Annotated in this window: 21 protein-coding genes; 13 read left to right on the top strand and 8 right to left on the bottom strand. The window is 59.1% G+C overall.

All coding sequences use genetic code 11. From position 1 onward, the window contains the following. Positions 1 to 119: 119 nt before the first annotated feature. The 5 genes from N8H71_RS25690 to N8H71_RS25670 form a co-directional block, all read right to left on the bottom strand. A complete protein-coding gene (locus N8H71_RS25690; protein ID WP_262196145.1) occupies positions 120 to 1,061 on the bottom strand; it encodes an acyltransferase family protein in 942 nt (313 codons plus the stop codon). A 49-nt stretch (positions 1,062 to 1,110) separates the two neighbouring features. Next, entirely contained in the window at positions 1,111 to 2,052 is a 942-nt protein-coding gene (locus N8H71_RS25685) for an acyltransferase family protein (protein WP_262196144.1), read from the bottom strand. A gap of 225 nt (positions 2,053 to 2,277) precedes the next feature. Further along, complete coding sequence (locus N8H71_RS25680) at positions 2,278 to 2,835, bottom strand: Smr/MutS family protein (RefSeq protein WP_039769915.1); 558 nt, start codon at positions 2,833 to 2,835, stop codon at positions 2,278 to 2,280. 73 nt (positions 2,836 to 2,908) lie between these two features. Next, entirely contained in the window at positions 2,909 to 3,229 is a 321-nt protein-coding gene (locus N8H71_RS25675) for a hypothetical protein (RefSeq protein WP_007960009.1), read from the bottom strand. A gap of 131 nt (positions 3,230 to 3,360) precedes the next feature. Further along, positions 3,361 to 3,951 carry a cysteine hydrolase family protein gene (locus N8H71_RS25670; protein WP_085690494.1) on the bottom strand — a complete coding sequence of 197 codons (591 nt, stop codon included), beginning with the start codon at positions 3,949 to 3,951 and terminating at the stop codon, positions 3,361 to 3,363. A 239-nt stretch (positions 3,952 to 4,190) separates the two neighbouring features. Between N8H71_RS25670 and prmB the strand changes: the two genes are divergently transcribed. After that, entirely contained in the window at positions 4,191 to 5,099 is a 909-nt protein-coding gene (gene prmB / locus N8H71_RS25665; protein WP_007960007.1) for a 50S ribosomal protein L3 N(5)-glutamine methyltransferase, read from the top strand. Between the two features lie 124 nt (positions 5,100 to 5,223). On the opposite strand, the gene N8H71_RS25660 is transcribed toward prmB, so the two are convergent. Continuing rightward, positions 5,224 to 6,015: a hypothetical protein gene (locus tag N8H71_RS25660; RefSeq protein ID WP_007960006.1), complete on the bottom strand. Its 792-nt coding sequence runs from the start codon at positions 6,013 to 6,015 to the stop codon at positions 5,224 to 5,226. Positions 6,016 to 6,111: 96 nt separating this feature from the next. Beyond that, the gene (locus N8H71_RS25655) at positions 6,112 to 7,065 is read right to left on the bottom strand and encodes an alpha/beta hydrolase (RefSeq protein ID WP_262196143.1); all 954 of its coding nucleotides are present in this window, start codon (positions 7,063 to 7,065) and stop codon (positions 6,112 to 6,114) included. Positions 7,066 to 7,195: 130 nt separating this feature from the next. On the opposite strand from N8H71_RS25655, the gene aroC reads away from it, so the two are divergent. From aroC to mtnC, 5 genes are all read left to right on the top strand, one after another. Beyond that, on the top strand, positions 7,196 to 8,287 hold the full coding sequence (aroC, locus tag N8H71_RS25650; protein ID WP_102718276.1) for a chorismate synthase: 1,092 nt from the start codon (positions 7,196 to 7,198) through the stop codon (positions 8,285 to 8,287). A 31-nt stretch (positions 8,288 to 8,318) separates the two neighbouring features. Continuing rightward, complete coding sequence (locus tag N8H71_RS25645) at positions 8,319 to 9,464, top strand: MFS transporter (protein ID WP_262196142.1); 1,146 nt, start codon at positions 8,319 to 8,321, stop codon at positions 9,462 to 9,464. Next, a complete protein-coding gene (locus N8H71_RS25640) occupies positions 9,461 to 10,087 on the top strand; it encodes a methylthioribulose 1-phosphate dehydratase (RefSeq protein ID WP_262196141.1) in 627 nt (208 codons plus the stop codon). Before N8H71_RS25645 ends, N8H71_RS25640 begins: the two co-directional genes overlap by 4 nt. A gap of 91 nt (positions 10,088 to 10,178) precedes the next feature. Continuing rightward, the gene (locus tag N8H71_RS25635) at positions 10,179 to 10,724 is read left to right on the top strand and encodes a 1,2-dihydroxy-3-keto-5-methylthiopentene dioxygenase (protein WP_007959995.1); all 546 of its coding nucleotides are present in this window, start codon (positions 10,179 to 10,181) and stop codon (positions 10,722 to 10,724) included. 4 nt (positions 10,725 to 10,728) lie between these two features. After that, a complete protein-coding gene (mtnC, locus tag N8H71_RS25630) occupies positions 10,729 to 11,412 on the top strand; it encodes an acireductone synthase (RefSeq protein WP_262196140.1) in 684 nt (227 codons plus the stop codon). Positions 11,413 to 11,542: 130 nt separating this feature from the next. Here mtnC and N8H71_RS25625 read toward each other — a convergent pair whose 3' ends face one another. Further along, entirely contained in the window at positions 11,543 to 11,821 is a 279-nt protein-coding gene (locus tag N8H71_RS25625) for a DUF3509 domain-containing protein (RefSeq protein WP_127797383.1), read from the bottom strand. Positions 11,822 to 12,210: 389 nt separating this feature from the next. Between N8H71_RS25625 and N8H71_RS25620 the strand changes: the two genes are divergently transcribed. From N8H71_RS25620 to N8H71_RS25590, 7 genes are all read left to right on the top strand, one after another. Continuing rightward, a complete protein-coding gene (locus N8H71_RS25620) occupies positions 12,211 to 14,049 on the top strand; it encodes a long-chain-acyl-CoA synthetase (RefSeq protein WP_262196139.1) in 1,839 nt (612 codons plus the stop codon). 97 nt (positions 14,050 to 14,146) lie between these two features. Then, a complete protein-coding gene (locus N8H71_RS25615) occupies positions 14,147 to 14,665 on the top strand; it encodes an ankyrin repeat domain-containing protein (RefSeq protein ID WP_262196138.1) in 519 nt (172 codons plus the stop codon). Between the two features lie 90 nt (positions 14,666 to 14,755). Beyond that, on the top strand, positions 14,756 to 15,286 hold the full coding sequence (locus N8H71_RS25610) for a hypothetical protein (protein WP_262196137.1): 531 nt from the start codon (positions 14,756 to 14,758) through the stop codon (positions 15,284 to 15,286). A gap of 71 nt (positions 15,287 to 15,357) precedes the next feature. Further along, positions 15,358 to 15,549: a PLDc N-terminal domain-containing protein gene (locus tag N8H71_RS25605; RefSeq protein ID WP_007959984.1), complete on the top strand. Its 192-nt coding sequence runs from the start codon at positions 15,358 to 15,360 to the stop codon at positions 15,547 to 15,549. 253 nt (positions 15,550 to 15,802) lie between these two features. Continuing rightward, positions 15,803 to 16,678 (top strand): polyamine aminopropyltransferase, encoded by an 876-nt coding sequence (speE, locus tag N8H71_RS25600; RefSeq protein WP_007959983.1) that lies wholly within the window; start codon positions 15,803 to 15,805, stop codon positions 16,676 to 16,678. A gap of 156 nt (positions 16,679 to 16,834) precedes the next feature. After that, a complete protein-coding gene (locus N8H71_RS25595) occupies positions 16,835 to 17,068 on the top strand; it encodes a hypothetical protein (RefSeq protein WP_262196136.1) in 234 nt (77 codons plus the stop codon). 207 nt (positions 17,069 to 17,275) lie between these two features. Further along, entirely contained in the window at positions 17,276 to 17,623 is a 348-nt protein-coding gene (locus N8H71_RS25590; RefSeq protein WP_169429533.1) for a ribonuclease E inhibitor RraB, read from the top strand. Positions 17,624 to 17,961: the final 338 nt, after the last annotated feature.

Genomic DNA, 17,961 nt, shown 5'->3' with positions numbered 1-17,961 from the left:
TATTTACCAGTCACCGTTGAAGAGTCGTCCCTTCTTTTAATGCTGGAAAATGCGATCTGGAAGCTTTCTGCGGCGATCAGAGCCGTCGTCCGTGAGCGGCTCTGATCACCGAGTGCGGTTCAGGCTTGTTCCAGCTTACCGACGGGCACTTTTTTCTGGAGTATTTTGTTTTTCAGATCAAGCGCCGGCTTTTCGATGATGTACCACGCTGCATAGCTGATTGGAAGTGTCGTCAGCAAGGTGAACCAAAATATACGGTTACCCATTGGCACAAAATAATTGATTTGGGCCAGAACCAGGCAGTGAAGCAAGTAAATTGAGTAGCTCATGTCTACTTTGAGTCGTGGTAGTTGCGGCCCGGCAATGGCAAAAATCAACATTGCAAGAAAAGCCAGGAAGTCAATGTAAGTATCGGGGTAACGAAATGTCGACTGATACGGAAGATTGTAAACAGCAACTATCGACGCAATCAGCAGTCCAGTGGCTACCCATTTGTTCACATATTTGATAATCAGGTCGCGAGACTGATAAACAACGTTACCCAGAAAGAATGCCGAACCCAGCATGTACCATGGAGGAGGTAGAGCAATGAGTTTGAATGAAATGGACAAGCCCATGATCACGGCGCAGATGGCAATCGGTACTATCTTCTTCCGATAGACTCCAAGCGAGAACAGAATGGCGAGCAGTGCGTAAAAAGTTTCTTCGTAAATAAGCGTCCACACGACCGGGTTGGCGGGCGGGGTGCCAGTTGGCCACAGCCAAAACAGAATGTTCCTGTACATTTCTTCCGGGCTGAAGTAAATACCGACCGCCACGAATGATACAGCCAACAGCGGCAAGACTCGAAGCGCTCGGCTAATGAAGAAATGGCCGATGGGACGTCGCTCGATGCTTCCCAATACCACAAAGCCACTGATCGCAAGAAAGGCGGGCACCGGATTCATGAATACATTGGAGCCGACGCCTGTGTGAATCGCGACAACCTGAATCGCCAGCAAGAGGCGCAGCCAGTCAAAGTTTGGGTAATGTATTCCCTTTGTTGGTTCTGTTGCAGACATGATGTATCCCTAAGCTTAATGTGCGCAATTCTATCCGAAGGCAGCGGGGTCAGGCCGCTGACAAGCGAGCTTTGAGTAAAGAGAGTTCTGACAAGCGGCCCTTGAGTCTCATGGATGGTTTTTCGATGAGATACCAGGACGCATAGCAGATAGGTAATGCTGCCAGCATGACGAAGACAAATAGCCTTGCTCCGGTTGGTATGAAATAAACAAGTTCATTTCTAACCAGGCAGTGCAGAAGGTAAAGTGAATAGCTGATGTCGATTGTAAGTCGCGGCAGCTGCGGGCCGGCGATAGCAAATATCAGCATGGCAAGGAAGGCGGCAATGTCGATCCATATTTCCGGGCGCCAGCCTATGTTTATGTAAGGCATCTGATATATATAGGAAGTCAGAAGCAACAGTGGTGCGGTTGCCACCCACGGGTTCACGTACTGACGAATTTGATGGCGATAAAGGTAGGCGATGTTGCCCAGGAAAAAAGAAGTGCCGAGTATGTAAGAGGTAAAATTGAGAATTTTTAGTTCAAGCGTGATTGTAGTGAAAGTGATTGCTGCAAATATTAAAATCGGACCGATTTTGCTCCGATAAACTCCCAGCGAAAAAAGTATTGCAAGTAGCAGGTAGAAAGCTTCTTCGTAAATGAGTGACCAGGCTACGTTGTTTACTGGAACTGCGCCCGTAGGCCAAAGCCAATAAAGTATGTTTTTGAGCATTTCCTCCGGGTTGTAAAGAACCCAGATTGCAATGAAAGAGACAAATAGCAGGGGCAGGACTCGAAGGGCCCGGCCGATAAAGAACTGCCCTACCGATCTGCGCTCCAAACTGCCAAGCACTACAAAACCACTAATGGCAAGAAATGCTGGTACCGGATTGATGAAAACGGTTGGCGCTACACCGCAATGAATGGCGACTACTTGTATTGCGAGCAATAAACGTAGCCAGTCAAGATTCGGATAAAAATCGCTGTTGGTTTTTTTCGAGTTGTTCATGCCGGGGTCATATCCTTTGAGGGCGGCAATGCTACCCGAAAGCGCGCTCAAGCTCCATTGCGCCCAACTTTAAAGTTTTCCGGCGGGGGAGGCTCGAATCCAGGATTCTATCTACGTTTGACTGACCGAGGCGCGAGCCCTGGTAGGTAGGCTCACCCAGACAGCTTTTCGTCAAGGCATGCTGCGTAAGCAGATAAGCCCACCCAGGTTTTGGGTGTGACGGATTTATTCGTCGCGACCTTCCATCATGGTGCGTTTGAGCATCACGTAAACGGCGCCGGCACCGCCGTGTTTCGCCTGGCAGGAGCAGAAACCGAGCACTTGCGCATGCTGGCGCAGCCAGGTGTTGACGTGGCTTTTGATCATTGGCCGCTTGCCGTCCAGACGCACAGCCTTGCCGTGGGTGACGCGCACGCAGCGGATTTCGAATTTTGTCGCTTCGGCCAGAAATGCCCAAAGGGTTTCGCGAGCCTTTTCCACACTCATGCCGTGCAGGTCGAGGCTGCCTTCGAACGGGATTTGCCCGATCTTGAGCTTGCGCATCTGGCTTTCCTGCACCCCGTCGCGGGCCCACATCAACTCGTCTTCAGGACCGACGTCGATCACGAACTGATCGGACAGGCCGTCAACGGTAGTGGTGTCGGTGCGCACGGTGGCGGACTGGCGCAGCTTGGCGATCCGGTCACGGTCAGCCTTGGGTTTGCCGGTGTCGGCGCGGTCGTGCTTGATCGGCTTGACACCTTGGATCGCACTTTTGAACAGGGAAAAATCGTCGTCTTGCATGTCAGCCTCCGCGAAGGGCGGCCAGTTTACCCAAACAGACACAAAACGGCCCGGCAAAAAGCCAGGCCGTCGATCAATCGTGTTTTTTCATCAGATGCGGGGACATGTTCAGTTCCCGCGATTGCCGTGCGCGACGCCGGCAACGACGCCACAGGGCCACGCCGAAATACAGGAACAGCAGGCCGACCGCGAGAATGATCGCCGAGCCGAGCGGTGTTGCGTTCAGGTCGCCGAGCGCCGGCGGGCGCCCCAGCAGGCTGGCGGCCCCGGCCATCGCCAGCAGCACGCCGAACGTGGCCAGAATGGCCGCGATCGCCGCGCCGAATCGAAATCGCCAGTTGCTTTGGCCTTTGGGCCGCAAGCGGCGTGCGTCAAATCCATCGGATAACTTCATTCCGACCTTCCTCAATGGGTATCGGCCCTTCGACCGGGAGTTGACCGGGTTGTTCCTGAGGCTAGGGTAATTGAAGCAAATGCGAGGTTTTTGCAGATGAGCGGCGGGCTGAGCCGCTCATTTACGGTCGATCAGATCAGATCCTGGGTCAGCGCGAGGGTGGCGAAGTTGTCGGCCATGATCGCCATCTCCGCTTCCTGCACCTGTTCGGCGCTGAGCACGCGGCCCTTGAACGGCAGATCGCGGGTGGCGCAGGCGTCTTCGACCAAGGTGCAGCGGAAACCCAGGTTCTTCGCCGCGCGCACGGTGGTGCTGACGCTGGAGTGGCTCATGAAACCGCAGACGATCAGGTCCAGCGAGCCGATGGTTTGCAGACGATCGTAGAGTTCGGTGCCGTGAAAGGCACTCGGCAGTAGCTTGCCGATGATGGTTTCATCACCCTGGGGTTCCAGGCCGGGGATGAATTCGCCGCGTTCGCCTTGCGGGTCGAACAGACCGCCGACGGTTCCGAGGTGACGCACGTGCACGATCGGCCGACCGGCTGCGCGGGCAGCTGTGACCAGTTGTTTGATGTTCGCAACAGCTGCGTCCATGCCGCTCAGGGCCAGCGGGCCACTGAGGTACTCTTTCTGGGCATCGATGATGACCACGGTGGCATGGCTCAACGTGGCCGCTGCGTAACCGCGACCGCTGAGTTGAAACATCGTTTTTGGAACGGACATTCTGGGGCTCCTTCGGGTGGGGCTTTTGCGACATTGTCCTCTGGCTGAGCGGTTCTGTGAATCGCTACCATCGTAGGCACCGTCGTTGCTGGCCTGCAGCCTTGTCAAGTTACACGATCTGTTCAATAGCCGAGGGGAAAATCGGAAAAGTCCTACCGTCGCCCCGGAGTTTTTCCTGCGTCGTCGCGGCGCGTTTTGGCTGTTAGAATCGCCAGTCGTTTTTTCTGGAGTTCTGCCCCGTGATCACTTCCCGACTTCGTACCCTGCGCGACCACATCCGTTGGGCCGTCAGCCGCTTCCATGGGGAGGATCTGTTTTTCGGCCATGGCACCGACAATGCCTGGGACGAAGCCCGGCAGCTAGTGCTCGGTGCCTTGCACCTGCCATGGGAAATCGCCGACAGCTACCTCGATTGCGCACTGGAAGACGATGAACTGGTCAACCTTCAGCGCCTGCTCAAGCGCCGCATCGAAGAACGCATTCCAACCGCTTACCTGCTGGGCGAAGCCTGGTTCTGCGGCATGTCGTTCATTGTCGATGAGCGCGTGCTGATCCCGCGTTCGCCGATTGGCGAGCTGATCGAAAACCGTTTTGCCCCATGGATCGGTGACGAACCAGCGCGGATTCTCGACCTGTGCACCGGCTCTGGCTGCATCGGCATCGCATGTGCCTACGAGTTCCAGAACGCTGAAGTGGTGCTGGCGGATCTGTCGTTCGAAGCGCTGGAAGTGGCGAACCAGAATATCGAGCGTCATGGCGTCGATGAGCGTGTGTTCACCGTGCAGGGCGATGGTTTTGATGGTCTGCCGGGTCAACGTTTCGACCTGATCGTGTCGAACCCGCCCTACGTCGATGCGGAAGATTTCGCCGACATGCCGGACGAATACCAGCACGAGCCAGAGCTGGGCCTGGCCTGCGGCGATGACGGTTTGAACCTGGTGCGCCGGATGCTCGCCGAAGCGGCGGATCACCTGACCGAGAAGGGTTTGCTGATTGTCGAGGTGGGCAACAGCCAGGTACACGTTGAGGCGCTGTACCCGGAAGTCGATTTCGCCTGGCTGGAGTTCGAGCGCGGCGGGCACGGTGTGTTCATGTTGACCGCCGAACAGTGCCGCGCCCATCAGGCACTGTTCGCTTCCCGCGTCTGACCCTTAAAAGCTTCGCGGGCAAGCCCGCTCCCACAGTTTCCGTGTGTGCCGCAACGCCCGGATACGACACAAAACCTGTGGGAGCGTGGCTTGCCCGCGATGGGGGCGCCTCGGTCTGAAGTCTTTACCGGTGCGTAGCAATCCAGATCAGCAACCCGGCCTGAAACACCGCAAACGCCACCAAGCAAGTAATGGTGAACCGCAGCCCGGCGTCTTCACGCTTGAACTTGCTGACCTTGTCTTCCTGCTTCTTCAGCTTCACTTCCTGCTCGGCCAGGTTCTGCTCGGCCTGCTGCAACATCTGCGCGGCTTCAAGAATCTCGACGATCTGCAGCTTTTCGCTGTTCCAGTCGCCCAGCAAATCACCGACCTGCACTTCCTTGACGCTGCCCTTCAAATGCTGGGCGTCGGCGTAAACCACATCAAAGCCGTGCACCCGCAGAAAGTGATCGCGGCGCAGGCGAGTGTCTTCGTTCAGCGCGTCCTTGTTGTTCAAGTCCATGCCGTCGACGGTGTAGGTGGGCCAGCGTTTTTTCGCCCAGTTGATGCCTTGGGCTGCCATGAAACGGCCGATGCCACGGTTCATCGGTTCGATCTGCAAACCGCTGTCCGGGCCGAAATGCACGCGTTTGGTCGTGTGGTCGACCCACACGTCCAGGTGATTCTGTTCTTTACGCACGCGCTGAGCGGGCAACTTGATCGCCATGCGCATCAGGCTGTGTTCTTTTCCGTTGCGCTCGGCGTAACCGAATTCAACGAAGCGCAGTGGCCGCCCGCCGGTATTGCGGTCGGTCTGCAACGGCGCCAGGCGGAGCATCTTGTGGTGCTCGACGTGGACATCCGCCCATGGCAGCTCGACCGCTGGCGGTGCGTCTTTTTCAGCGGTGGTGTCGGGTGAAGTCTGGGTATCAGTCATAACGGCGAGATCCTGTCCAAGCTGCTTGTCGCCAGCCAGTACGCTGGCGACAAAGGCTTATCGGCCGTTTTCTGCAAGACTGGAGGGTAAAAGAGCTTAACGGGTGCGAAGTCCGTCAATAAATTCAAGGACGCGTGTCCCCAGTTCCGCCGCCAGGGGCAAATTCGGGTCCTTATAGGAGGCCAGTTGCCGCTTCACGTCGTTGGGCACAATGCGCAACACGTGGTTCATGCCTTCGATCAGCGCCAGTTGCGCGTCCGGTTTGGCGGCCTTGAGCAATTTCGCATCATCGACCTGAACCTGGATGTCGTTGCTGCCTTGCACGATCAGCGCCGGCATTTTCAGTTGAGCGAAGGCCGCCGCCGGATCCTGACGCAACAGCGATATCAGGTACGGCTGCACACTCGGACGGAAAATCACCTGCAACGGCGCGGGCACATTATCGTCGGTGCGCCCGGCCTTGAGGCTGTCGAGCAGCTCGTTGCTGCGCAGCATCAGCGGAGGAGGGAGGCTGCGGGCCAGTTGCCGGCGCAGCACCTGATCGATCGGTCGGGCCGTGCCGGAGAGCGAAATGACCGCCGCCGCGTCGACCTTTGGCGCCGCCAGGCTGGCAATCAGCGCGCCTTCGCTGTGTCCGAGCAGGATCAACGGGCCGAAGCGCGGATCGGCTTTCAGCTTCTGACCCCAGGCCACGGCGTCCGCCACGTAGGCTTCCACCGACAGGTTTCGCTCGTCCGGGGTTGCCGCGAGGCTAGCCGCCACGCCGCGTTTGTCGAAACGCACACTGGCGACGTTGTGTTTGGCCAGCACCCAGGCCAGTCGCTTGAGGCTGTCATTGCGCCCGCCGTCGGGGTTGTTTCCGTCACGATCAGTAGGACCCGAGCCAGAAAGGATCAGGACAACCGGCACGGGGTTGTCGGATTTCGGCAGCAACAGCGAGCCGAAAAGTTCGCCGTTGTCGGTGGTCAAAGTGACCGGACGTTGCAGGACGGTTGCCTGAACGAAGCCGGTAAACAGGGAAAGGCTCAAGATCAAAACTCGCAGCATCATCACGCCATCATTTGCCAAGGTGCGGGTTGGACTCACCCACACCGCTAAGGTTCGAGGATGAACTACTCGGTTAGCCTGCGTATACTGGCGCGCATCACGAATTTGGGTTCGATTTCACGGAGCGTCCTGCATGTCCGGCAATACCTACGGCAAGCTGTTCACTGTCACCACCGCGGGCGAAAGCCATGGTCCGGCGTTGGTCGCCATTGTCGACGGCTGCCCGCCGGGCCTGGAGATTTCCCTTGAAGACCTGCAACGCGATCTCGACCGTCGCAAGCCGGGCACCAGCCGCCACACCACCCAGCGCCAGGAAGCCGACGAAGTCGAAATCCTTTCCGGCGTGTTCGAGGGCCGCACCACCGGCTGCTCCATCGGCCTGCTGATCCGCAACACCGACCAGAAGTCCAAGGACTACTCGGCGATCAAGGACCTGTTCCGCCCGGCCCACGCCGACTACACCTACCACCACAAATACGGCGAGCGCGATTATCGCGGCGGCGGTCGCAGCTCCGCGCGGGAAACCGCCATGCGCGTCGCGGCCGGCGCCATCGCCAAGAAATACCTGGCCAGCCAAGGCATCGTCATTCGCGGCTACATGAGCCAGCTCGGCCCGATCGAAATCCCGTTCAAGACCTGGGAGTCGGTTGAGCAGAACGCTTTCTTCAGCCCGGACCCGGACAAAGTGCCGGAGCTGGAAGCCTACATGGACCAGCTGCGTCGCGATCAGGACTCCGTCGGGGCGAAGATCACCGTGGTTGCCGAAGGCGTGATGCCGGGTCTGGGCGAGCCGATCTTCGACCGTCTCGACGCCGAACTGGCCCACGCACTGATGAGCATCAACGCGGTCAAAGGCGTGGAAATCGGCGCCGGTTTCGCCTGCGTCGCCCAGCGCGGCACCGAACACCGTGACGAGTTGACCCCGGAAGGTTTCCTCAGCAACAACGCCGGCGGCATTCTCGGCGGAATCTCTTCAGGTCAGCCGATCGTCGCGCACCTGGCCCTGAAACCGACCTCGAGCATCACCACCCCGGGCCGTTCGATCGACATCGACGGCAACCCGGTCGAAGTGATCACCAAGGGCCGTCACGATCCGTGCGTCGGCATCCGCGCCACGCCGATTGCCGAGGCGATGATGGCCATCGTGCTGATGGATCACCTGCTGCGTCACCGTGGCCAGAACGCCGATGTGCGCGTGAGCACCCCGGTGCTGGGTCAGCTTTGATGGGTGATCTCAAAGCCGCCGCGGTCTGACCGTGGCGGCGCTCCCGTACTGGCGGCTGTCCAGTTTCTATCTGTTCTACTTCGCCTTGCTCGGTTCGACGGCGCCGTTTCTGGCGCTGTACTTCGATCACCTCGGATTCAGTGCTGCGCGCATCGGCGAGCTGGTGGCGATCCCGATGCTGATGCGCTGCGTGGCGCCGAACATCTGGGGCTGGCTTGGCGATCACACCGGTAGACGCCTGGCCATCGTGCGCTTTGGCGCGGTGTGTACGCTACTGACCTTCTCGCTGATCTTCGTCAGCAAGACCTACGCCTGGCTGGCGATGGTCATGGCCTTGCACGCCTTCTTCTGGCACGCGGTGCTGCCGCAGTTCGAAGTCATCACCCTCGCGCATCTGCAGGGCCAGACCTCCCGCTACAGTCAGATCCGCCTGTGGGGCTCGATCGGTTTCATCATCACCGTGGTCGCCCTCGGTCGCCTGTTCGAATGGCTCAGTCTCGATATCTACCCGGCGGCGCTGGTGTTGATCATGGCCGGCATCGTGCTCAGCAGCTTGTGGGTGCCGAACGCTCAACCGCCTCAGGGCAACCGGCCGACGGGTGAGGGCTTTCTCAAGCAATTGCGCAATCCCGGGGTGCTGGCGTTCTACGGTTGCGTGGCGCTGATGCAGATGAGCCACGGGCCGTATTACACCTTTCTGACATTGCACCTCGAACGACTGGGTTACAGCCGTGGCGTGATCGGCATGCTCTGGGCGGGCGGCGTGGTGGCGGAAGTGCTGATGTTCATGGCGATGAGCCGGATCCTCGCGCGTTTTTCCCTGCGACGGGTGCTGATGGCGAGTTTTCTGCTGGCGGCGTTGCGCTGGTTACTGCTAGGTTCGTTCGCCGAGTTCCTCTGGGTCTTGCTGTTTGCCCAGGTGCTGCATGCGGCGACGTTCGGCAGCTTTCATGCGGCTGCCATCGCGTTCGTGCAACGTAGCTTCGGCGCGCGCCAGCAAGGGCAGGGCCAGGCGTTGTATGCCGCGCTGGCCGGCACTGGTGGCGCGCTCGGCGCGTTGTATTCCGGTTACAGCTGGAATGCCCTCGGCGCGACATTGACCTTTAGTATTGCCAGTCTCGCAGCGCTCGCCGCTGCCGTTATCATTGCCATTCGAATGCAAGAGGACAGGCCATGAGCCTTACCCGTGAACAGCTTGCCCAGCAAATTGTCGACGCCGGGCGTTTTCTTTATGGTCGCGGCTGGTCGCCGGCCACCAGCAGCAATTACTCGACGCGCCTGTCGCCGAGCGAAGCGCTGCTGACCGTGTCCGGCAAGCACAAGGGCCAGTTGGCCCTGGACGATGTACTCGCCACCGACCTGTCCGGCAACAGTCTGGAACCGGGCAAAAAACCGTCCGCCGAAACCCTGCTGCACACCCAGCTCTACAGCTGGCGCCCGGAGATCGGCGCGGTGTTGCACACCCACTCAGTGAACGCCACGGTGCTGTCACGCCTGACGCCGCAAGATTTCATCGAGTTCGAAGACTACGAACTGCAAAAGGCCTTCAGCGGCATCTCGACCCACGAATCCCGGGTGCGCGTGCCGATCTTCGACAACGATCAGGACATTGCGCGCCTCGCCGCCAAGGTGCAGCCTTGGCTCGACGCCCATCCAGATTGCGTGGGTTATCTGATTCGCGGCCACGGCCTCTACACCTGGGGCGCGCAGATGAGCGATGCGTTGCGCCAGATCGAGGCCTTTGAATTCCTGTTTGAATGCGAGTTGAAGACCCGCAGCGTCATGAACCGCCAAGGCTGACTTCACCAGAACCAGCCCATTTGCCTGATGAATGCAGTGCCCGACCGGTCTGAAAGAACCGGACGGCAAGGCCGATACCGAGGAATGCCCCATGAGCAGCCTGTCCGTCTATCACGTTTCCAGCCCCGAGATTCCGAACAAGGTGCTGACCCATTTCGAAGACATCGCCTCGACCCTGGCCGAGCAGGGCGTGCGCTTCGACCGCTGGCAAGCCGCCGCAAAGATCCAGCCGGGCGCCAGCCAGGAAGAAGTGATCGGTGCCTATAAAGAGCAGATCGACAAACTGATGACCGAGCGCGGCTACATCACGGTCGATGTGATCAGCCTCAACAGCGATCACCCGCAAAAAGCCGAATTTCGCGCCAAGTTCCTCGAGGAACATCGGCATGGCGAAGACGAAGTGCGCTTCTTCGTCGCCGGTCGTGGCCTGTTTACCCTGCACATCGACGATTACGTCTACGCCGTGCTGTGCGAGAAGAACGATCTGATTTCGGTGCCGGCCGGCACCAAGCACTGGTTCGACATGGGCGAGAACCCGCACTTTGTGGCGATCCGCCTGTTCAACAACCCTGAAGGCTGGGTTGCCAACTTCACCGGCGAAGATATCGCCGGCCGCTTCCCGCGTCTGGAGGACTGAGCCGATGTCGATCAAGGTCATTCTCACCGACATCGAAGGCACCACCAGCGCGGTGAGTTTTGTGTTCGACGTGCTGTTCCCGTACGCAGCGAAACATCTGCCGGACTTCGTTCGCCAGAACGCCCGGCGCGCGGACGTTGCCGAGCAACTGGACGCTGTGCGCCGCGACAGCAGCGAACCGCAGGCTGATGTGGAGCGGGTCGTGGAAATACTGCTGGCCTGGATCGCCGAAGACCGCAAGGCCACGCCGCTGAAAGCGTTGCAGGGCATGGTCTGGGAGCAGGGTTATCAGGCAGGGCAGTTGAAAGGCCATGTTTACCCGGACGCCGTTGAGGCGCTTCAGCGCTGGCATCAAGCCGGTTATCAGCTGTTCGTTTATTCGTCCGGTTCGATTCAGGCGCAGAAGCTGATTTTCGGCTGCTCGGAAGCAGGGGATCTGACGCCGCTGTTCAGCGGCTATTTCGACACCACGTCGGGCCCGAAGCGCGAAGCGCAGTCGTACAGCAATATTCAGCAAGCCATCGGTGTCGAGCCGCAGGAAATCCTGTTCCTGTCCGACATCGTCCAAGAACTCGACGCCGCCCAGGCCGCCGGCCTGCAAACCTGCGGCTTGGCCCGTGAGGGCGGGGAGCTGGAAGGTCACGTGACTGTCGACAGCTTTACCGGGATCGAACCGGAAGCGTTCTGAAACCTCTTTTCAGGAAAACAAATGTGGGAGCCAGCCTGCTGGCGATGGCGGTAGTTCAGTCAAATAGATTTTGCCTGATACACCGCTATCGCCAGCAGGCTGGCTCCCACACGTTTGTGCGTGTGTGAAATTACATCGAGTGATAGGTCGGCAGGGCAAAACGCTGCTGACTTTGCAGCATGCCGATTTGCGGCAGCTCGCTGGCTTGTTCCGCCAGATCACGACGGATCGCGCTGATCGCCCACGACAGTTGGTCGGCGGCGTGCAATTGCTGATAGGTCAGCGCGCGTTTGAACACTTTGCCGTCGGCACTCTTCAGCGTCAGCAGAATCCCGCCATCGGGACGTGGCGCAGTGGTGACGTTGAAGTTGGAGAACAGGGAGGTAAATTTTTCTTGGATCAGGCTCATGTCTTTCAGCTCCGTATGCACTTGAATGGCAAGCATGCGTAGGGAGTTGCAGCGATTGTGCCAGCATTTCATTTTTTTTAAAATCGTTATAAATCAACAAGTTATAAAATTTGTTTATTTCGGCTGTCGTGCAATCTGCATGAATGGCCATCGTGCATCCTGCATTTTGCGGGATCGCTGTCGATCCGATGGAACCATTCCATCGGGCCGCAATCCCGCTTCGTCTTGTAACGCTGGCGGATACAAAACATTGCAAAAACCGCGTGTACAGCCCGCGAAGCCCTGACGTATTTTCGGCCTCGACCCTCGCGCAAGAAGCGCCGGTTGCGTCACCCGATTGCCCGACAATAAAAATCCGGCCTGCACGTCAAGGTCGAACGGGAGCTGCCATGCGCCACGCGCCGAGCGACACGATTACCTGGGGCATGATGCTCCGCAAACTGCCGATGATTGCCAAAGCCATCCCACGGGTGGTGAAAGGCATGAAGGTGGCCAACGTCAAGGATCCGACCCAAACCTGTGGCCTGGGCTGGACATTCGAGCAAGCGACCCTGCGCAATCCCGAAGGCCCGGCGCTGCTGTCGGGCGAGGTGGTGCTGAGTTATTCACAGGTCAATCAGTGGGCCAACCGTATCGCTCACTATCTGATCGGGCAGGGCATCGGAAAAGGCGATGTGGTGGCGGTGTTCATCGAGAACCGCCCGGAACTGCTGGTGACGATTCTGGCCCTGGCCAAAGTCGGCGCGGTCAGCGCGCTGCTCAATACCTCGCAGACCCGCGATACGCTGATCCACAGCATCAATCTGGTGACGCCGGCGGCGATTGTCGTCGGTGAAGAATTGCTTTCGGCATTTGCGGCGGTACGCGAGCAAGTGTCGATCCCGGCAGCGCGCGCCTGGTTCGTTGCCGATCAGGATACGTTCAGCCATCCGGGCATTGCGCCCGAGGGCTACATCAACCTGATCAGCGCCAGTGCCGACGCTTCGGGCGACAACCCGGCCAGCAGCCGGCAGATTTTCTTCGACGACCCCTGTTTCTATATCTACACCTCCGGTACCACCGGTTTGCCGAAAGCAGGCGTGTTCAAACACGGACGCTGGATGCGCAGTTCGGCGAGCTTCGGCATGATCGCCCTCGACATGCGCCCCGACGACATCGTCTATTGCACCTTGCCGCTGTACCACGCCACCGGGCTTTGCGTGTGCTGGGGTTCGGCGGTCAATGGCGCGTCGGGTTTTGCTATCCGCCGCAAGTTCAGCGCCCGGCAGTTCTGGAGCGATGTGCGCCGCTACCGCGCCACCACCATCGGTTACGTCGGCGAGTTGTGCCGGTATCTGGTGGATCAGCCGCTCAGCGCCGACGACAGCCGTCACGATGTGCGCAAGATGATCGGCAACGGTCTGCGTCCCGGCGCGTGGGCCGAGTTCAAGACCCGTTTCGGCGTGAATCACATTTGCGAGCTGTACGCCGCCAGCGACGGCAATATCGGCTTCACCAACATTCTCAATTTCGACAACACCATCGGTTTCTCGCTGATGGCCTGGGAACTGGTCGCCTACGATCAGGACAGCGGCGAACCGATTCGCGGCGCTGACGGATTCATGCGCAAGGTCGGCCGGGGCGAGCGAGGCCTGTTGCTGGCGCGGATTGACGACAAGGCGCCGCTGGACGGCTACACCGATCCGCAGAAAACCGCCAAGGTCGTGCTGCAGGACGTGTTCACCAAGGGTGATCGCTTCTTCAACACCGGGGATCTGCTGCGCAACATCGGATTCGGTCATGCGCAGTTTGTCGATCGCCTCGGCGACACCTATCGCTGGAAGGGCGAGAACGTCTCGACCACCGAGGTCGAAAATCTTCTGCTCCAGCACCCGCACATTTCCGAAGCCGTGGCCTATGGCGTGGAAATCCCCAACACCAATGGTCGCGCCGGGATGGCGGCAATCACCCCGGCCGAGTCCCTGGCGACCCTTGATTTCGCCGAGCTGCTGGCCTTCGCCCGCCAGCGTATGCCCGCCTATGCGGTGCCGTTGTTCCTGCGGGTCAAGGTGAAAATGGAGACCACCGGCACCTTCAAGTACCAGAAGACCCGCCTGAAAAACGAAGGCTTTGACCCCGGCCAGACAGGCGATGACCCGATTTATGCCTGGCTGCCGGGGACCGAAACCTACGTGCAGGTCACGGATGAAATCCTTGCGGATATCCGGGCAGGCAAGTTCCGTTATTGATATTGGCTATCGGCGGTCTTGGAAAAAAGGGGATGACAGCTATCGCCGCGCTCGGGAAACTATCGGCTTTCCGATTGACCGAAAGTGGAGTTGCCCCATGTCCGACCAAAGCCGCCAGATGACCCCCGAAGAAGCTGCCGAATTCACCGAGCAGGTATTCAACAAGGCGCGCGAGGGCGATGCGGTGATGCTGGATCGCCTGATCACGGCCGGTCTGCCGGTAAACCTGACCAACAGCAAGGGCGATACTCTGCTGATGCTCGCCAGTTACTACGGGCATGTGGACGCGGTGCAAGTGCTGCTCAAGCACAAGGCCGACCCGGAACAACGCAACGGCAACGGCCAGAGCCCGATTGCCGGCGCTGCGTTCAAGGGTGATCTGGCCGTGGTCAAGGCATTGGTCGCCGGTGGGGCGCAGATCGAAGGCGCTTCCTTCGACGGCCGCACGGCGCTGATGATGGCGGCGATGTTCAACCGCGTTGAAATCGTCGATTTCCTGATCGACCAGGGCGCCGACCCGAAAGCCAAGGACGCCAACGGCGTCACCGCGCTGGACGCGGCCCGCACCATGGGCGCCGTGGACACCACCGCGCAGCTGGAAAAACTGTTGGGCTGACACCGCTGGCCGGAACCCGCTCTGTGGCGAAGGCGAGAATGCGCTATCCTTCGCGCCCTCAAAATTCCCTTCGCCACAGGATCCGCACCCATGAAAGCCGCACTCGCCGAACTTATCAGCAAAATCAGCTCCGGCTGCATGGGCGAAGACGAGATCCTGAAGGTCGCTGACGAAGCGGCGCAGGCCTACGCCGATGCCGACGCTTTTCTGACCGCCAACCCGGACATCAACTACGACGACACTTTCCCGATTCCGCTGGGCGAGTGGGTCGTGGTTGGCAATCTGCCGGAGACCGTGCTGTTCCAGGCGGATACTTACGCCGACCTGTTCGCGCAGATCGTTGCCTCGTTCGGCCCGGGCGTCGACTTCAACCTCAAGCCCAAGCAACTGGCCAAGACCGAAGCGCTGACCGCGCTTAACCGCATCCAGGTGCAGATGAGCAGCCTGAACAAGGAAAACGGCGGTTACACCCTGATGAACTTCAGCCAACTGCTCGATGATGAGCTGCAAGTGGTGCTGGTCTACGGCAACGACGTGCCGCGCGTACTGGAACTGTGCGCCGAAGTCGGCATTGCCGCCGCGCCGTCGCTGGAAGCGCTGAAGGTCGCGGTTCACGTCTGAACGCAATAAAAGGGAACCCTGTGCGCGGCCGTCTATCCTAAAAGTGCATGCCACTATTCTGGAGCGACACCATGGGTTCCACGTTCAACGGCCTGGTCGGCCTGATCATTCTTGCGCTCGACATCTGGGCGATCATCAATGTGCTGAAAAGCGGCGCCGAGACCGGGATGAAAATCCTCTGGGTGCTGCTGATCATCCTCCTGCCGGTGCTGGGCCTGATCATCTGGGCGATTGCCGGGCCGCGGGGCAATGTGCGGATCTAGTTTCACAGCTGAACTGGTTCTTTCCTGTGGGAGCGAGCTTGCTCGCGAAGGCGATTTTTCATTCAGCAAATGTGTTGAGTCGGATGGCCTCTTCGCGAGCAAGCTCGCTCCCACATTTGCCTTTCTGCGGCTTCAAAATGTCGTCTGTCAGCGGAAGGTTCGACCTGTCATCTTCGGCAACGTAGAATGCGCGCCTTTCCCGGGCAATCGAACCTGACGATTGGCGCCCGCGCATTCATCGGAGCACTTCACCATGACCGTCACCAAGACCAGCGAATACCTGGAAACCCTCTACGAAGGCTACGGCCAGCGTTTTCGCATGGAAAAGCTGCTGCACGAAGTGCGCACCGAACACCAGCATCTGGTGATCTTCCAGAACCCGCGCATGGGCCGGGTGATGGCGCTGGACGGCGTGATCCAGACCACCGAAGCCGATGAGTTCATCTACCACGAAATGCTCACCCACGTACCGATCCTCGCCCACGGCACCGCCAAGCGCGTGCTGATCATCGGCGGCGGCGACGGCGGCATGCTGCGCGAAGTAACCAAACACGCCAGCGTCGAGCACATCACCATGGTCGAGATCGACGGCACCGTGGTCGACATGTGCAAGGAATTCCTGCCGAACCACTCCAAGGGCGCCTACGACGATCCACGCCTGAACCTGGTGATCGACGACGGCATGCGTTTCGTCGCCACCACCACCGAAAAGTTCGACGTGATCATTTCCGACTCCACCGACCCGATCGGTCCGGGCGAAGTGCTGTTCTCGGAAAACTTTTACCAGGCCTGCCACCGCTGCCTGAACGAGGGCGGCATCCTCGTGACCCAGAACGGCACGCCGTTCATGCAGATCGAGGAAGTGAAAACCACCGCCGGTCGCCTGCGCAGCCTGTTCCCGGACTGGCACTTCTATCAGGCGGCCGTGCCGACCTACATCGGCGGTTCGATGACCTTCGCCTGGGGCTCGACCAACCCGGCGTACCGCAAGCTGAGCCGCGAAGTTCTGCAACAGCGCTTCATCGGCAGCGGCATCGTCACCCGCTACTACAACCCGGAAATCCACATCGGTGCTTTCGCCCTGCCGCAATACGTGTTGCAAGCGGTGAACAAGCCAAGCAACGACTGATCGTTTGCAGGTACGAAAAAGCCGAGGTCGGTGTGCGAAAACACACCGGCCTCGGCTTTTTTTCATGTTGAAGGCGCCAATCCACGGGAACGATCAATCCTGACAAAAGTCGAGATAGATGTAAGCCCATTTGCGGGTTTGATCGAGGAGGCTCCGATGTCAAAGTGGAAAGTCACTTTCGTGGACGATCATGGTGAAACGGTCGACGAAGTCTTCGAGTGCGAGGAATGCCCCAGTCACGAACGGGCAGCCCGTCTCATCAAGGAACGATTCCTGCCGGTCGCCGCCGAGCTTGACCTGAACGACCTGGAAGGGCGCACCGCCGATGCCGGCGTTAAAAGCCTGAAAACCCAGAACAGCATCGAAATCCGCAGCATCACCCCAATCTGAAACTTCCTTTACATTGCTTACCAGGCCTTGGCAGCGGCTCTATCTTGGGGCTACTCTGCAAGCGAGATCAGCGAACGGATCGCTAAGGTCTGGTCTTGTCAGCTACATGCTTGTTTCCCGCCGGCAACGCGGTTGCCGTAGCACTGGGCCCTTGGGTCGGTGCAGGGAATACGGAAAGTCTATCCATCTATGCGAGGGGGACGATTCATGAGCACAGCCTATCAAGAAGACATCAGCAGCAACGTGCTGCGCCGCATGAAAGAAGGCGGTTTCGATTTTTCCCGATTCCATCCCATCGAGTTCTACGCCATTTTCCCGGACGAGGAGCGGGCGCGCAGGGCGGCAGGCAAATTTCGCGGTGAATCCATCAATGCCCAGGTCAGTGCACGCGACGACGGTGCCTGGTCTCTGGAGTTGAGCAAGGTGATGTACGCAACCTACGACGACATTGGCGATTTCGAGCAGGGCTTTTCGGCGGTGGTCGAGCCCTTGGGTGGCATCATCGAAGGCTGGGGCGTGAAACAGGAGATCCGCAACCGGCACCGTTTGAACTGATAACTTTCGCAACACGTCGAGCTACGGCTGACCTTCGGGTCGGCCGTTGTCGTTTCTGCCCCCCGAACGGCGCATGGCAAAACCCTGAAACAAGAAACCGGCGCAAAAAAAAAGCCACCTCAAGAGGTGGCTGAAAGGGAAGACCGGAAGGAGAGGAAACCGGTCAGGGTTACGGCCGGGAGGGCTGCCGGGGCAAGCCGGATCAGTGGGGCTGCGTGCTTCGTCAGCGACGTTTTTGCAGCGGATGCGCGGATTATCCGCAGCCATCGGCGGGCAGTGAAATCAACTCTGACTATGCTGGTGATAGGCGACGGGACTGCGTCGCAATGAAGCGGGGG

The organism is Pseudomonas koreensis, from assembly GCF_025447595.1.
GTDB lineage: Bacteria > Pseudomonadota > Gammaproteobacteria > Pseudomonadales > Pseudomonadaceae > Aquipseudomonas > Aquipseudomonas koreensis_H.
This window is presented reverse-complemented; position numbering and strand designations above follow the sequence as displayed.

What these genes read in the sequence shown, in the direction of transcription:
- N8H71_RS25690 (WP_262196145.1), bottom strand. Translation starts at nt 1,061, where the DNA reads ATGTCTGCAACAGAACCAACAAAGGGAATACATTACCCAAACTTTGAC.
- N8H71_RS25685 (WP_262196144.1), bottom strand. Translation starts at nt 2,052, where the DNA reads ATGAACAACTCGAAAAAAACCAACAGCGATTTTTATCCGAATCTTGAC.
- N8H71_RS25680 (WP_039769915.1), bottom strand. Translation starts at nt 2,835, where the DNA reads ATGCAAGACGACGATTTTTCCCTGTTCAAAAGTGCGATCCAAGGTGTC.
- N8H71_RS25675 (WP_007960009.1), bottom strand. Translation starts at nt 3,229, where the DNA reads ATGAAGTTATCCGATGGATTTGACGCACGCCGCTTGCGGCCCAAAGGC.
- N8H71_RS25670 (WP_085690494.1), bottom strand. Translation starts at nt 3,951, where the DNA reads ATGTCCGTTCCAAAAACGATGTTTCAACTCAGCGGTCGCGGTTACGCA.
- N8H71_RS25660 (WP_007960006.1), bottom strand. Translation starts at nt 6,015, where the DNA reads ATGACTGATACCCAGACTTCACCCGACACCACCGCTGAAAAAGACGCA.
- N8H71_RS25655 (WP_262196143.1), bottom strand. Translation starts at nt 7,065, where the DNA reads ATGATGCTGCGAGTTTTGATCTTGAGCCTTTCCCTGTTTACCGGCTTC.
- aroC (WP_102718276.1), top strand. Translation starts at nt 7,196, where the DNA reads ATGTCCGGCAATACCTACGGCAAGCTGTTCACTGTCACCACCGCGGGC.
- N8H71_RS25640 (WP_262196141.1), top strand. Translation starts at nt 9,461, where the DNA reads ATGAGCCTTACCCGTGAACAGCTTGCCCAGCAAATTGTCGACGCCGGG.
- N8H71_RS25635 (WP_007959995.1), top strand. Translation starts at nt 10,179, where the DNA reads ATGAGCAGCCTGTCCGTCTATCACGTTTCCAGCCCCGAGATTCCGAAC.
- mtnC (WP_262196140.1), top strand. Translation starts at nt 10,729, where the DNA reads ATGTCGATCAAGGTCATTCTCACCGACATCGAAGGCACCACCAGCGCG.
- N8H71_RS25625 (WP_127797383.1), bottom strand. Translation starts at nt 11,821, where the DNA reads ATGAGCCTGATCCAAGAAAAATTTACCTCCCTGTTCTCCAACTTCAAC.
- N8H71_RS25620 (WP_262196139.1), top strand. Translation starts at nt 12,211, where the DNA reads ATGCGCCACGCGCCGAGCGACACGATTACCTGGGGCATGATGCTCCGC.
- N8H71_RS25615 (WP_262196138.1), top strand. Translation starts at nt 14,147, where the DNA reads ATGTCCGACCAAAGCCGCCAGATGACCCCCGAAGAAGCTGCCGAATTC.
- N8H71_RS25610 (WP_262196137.1), top strand. Translation starts at nt 14,756, where the DNA reads ATGAAAGCCGCACTCGCCGAACTTATCAGCAAAATCAGCTCCGGCTGC.
- N8H71_RS25605 (WP_007959984.1), top strand. Translation starts at nt 15,358, where the DNA reads ATGGGTTCCACGTTCAACGGCCTGGTCGGCCTGATCATTCTTGCGCTC.
- speE (WP_007959983.1), top strand. Translation starts at nt 15,803, where the DNA reads ATGACCGTCACCAAGACCAGCGAATACCTGGAAACCCTCTACGAAGGC.
- N8H71_RS25595 (WP_262196136.1), top strand. Translation starts at nt 16,835, where the DNA reads ATGTCAAAGTGGAAAGTCACTTTCGTGGACGATCATGGTGAAACGGTC.
- N8H71_RS25590 (WP_169429533.1), top strand. Translation starts at nt 17,276, where the DNA reads ATGAGCACAGCCTATCAAGAAGACATCAGCAGCAACGTGCTGCGCCGC.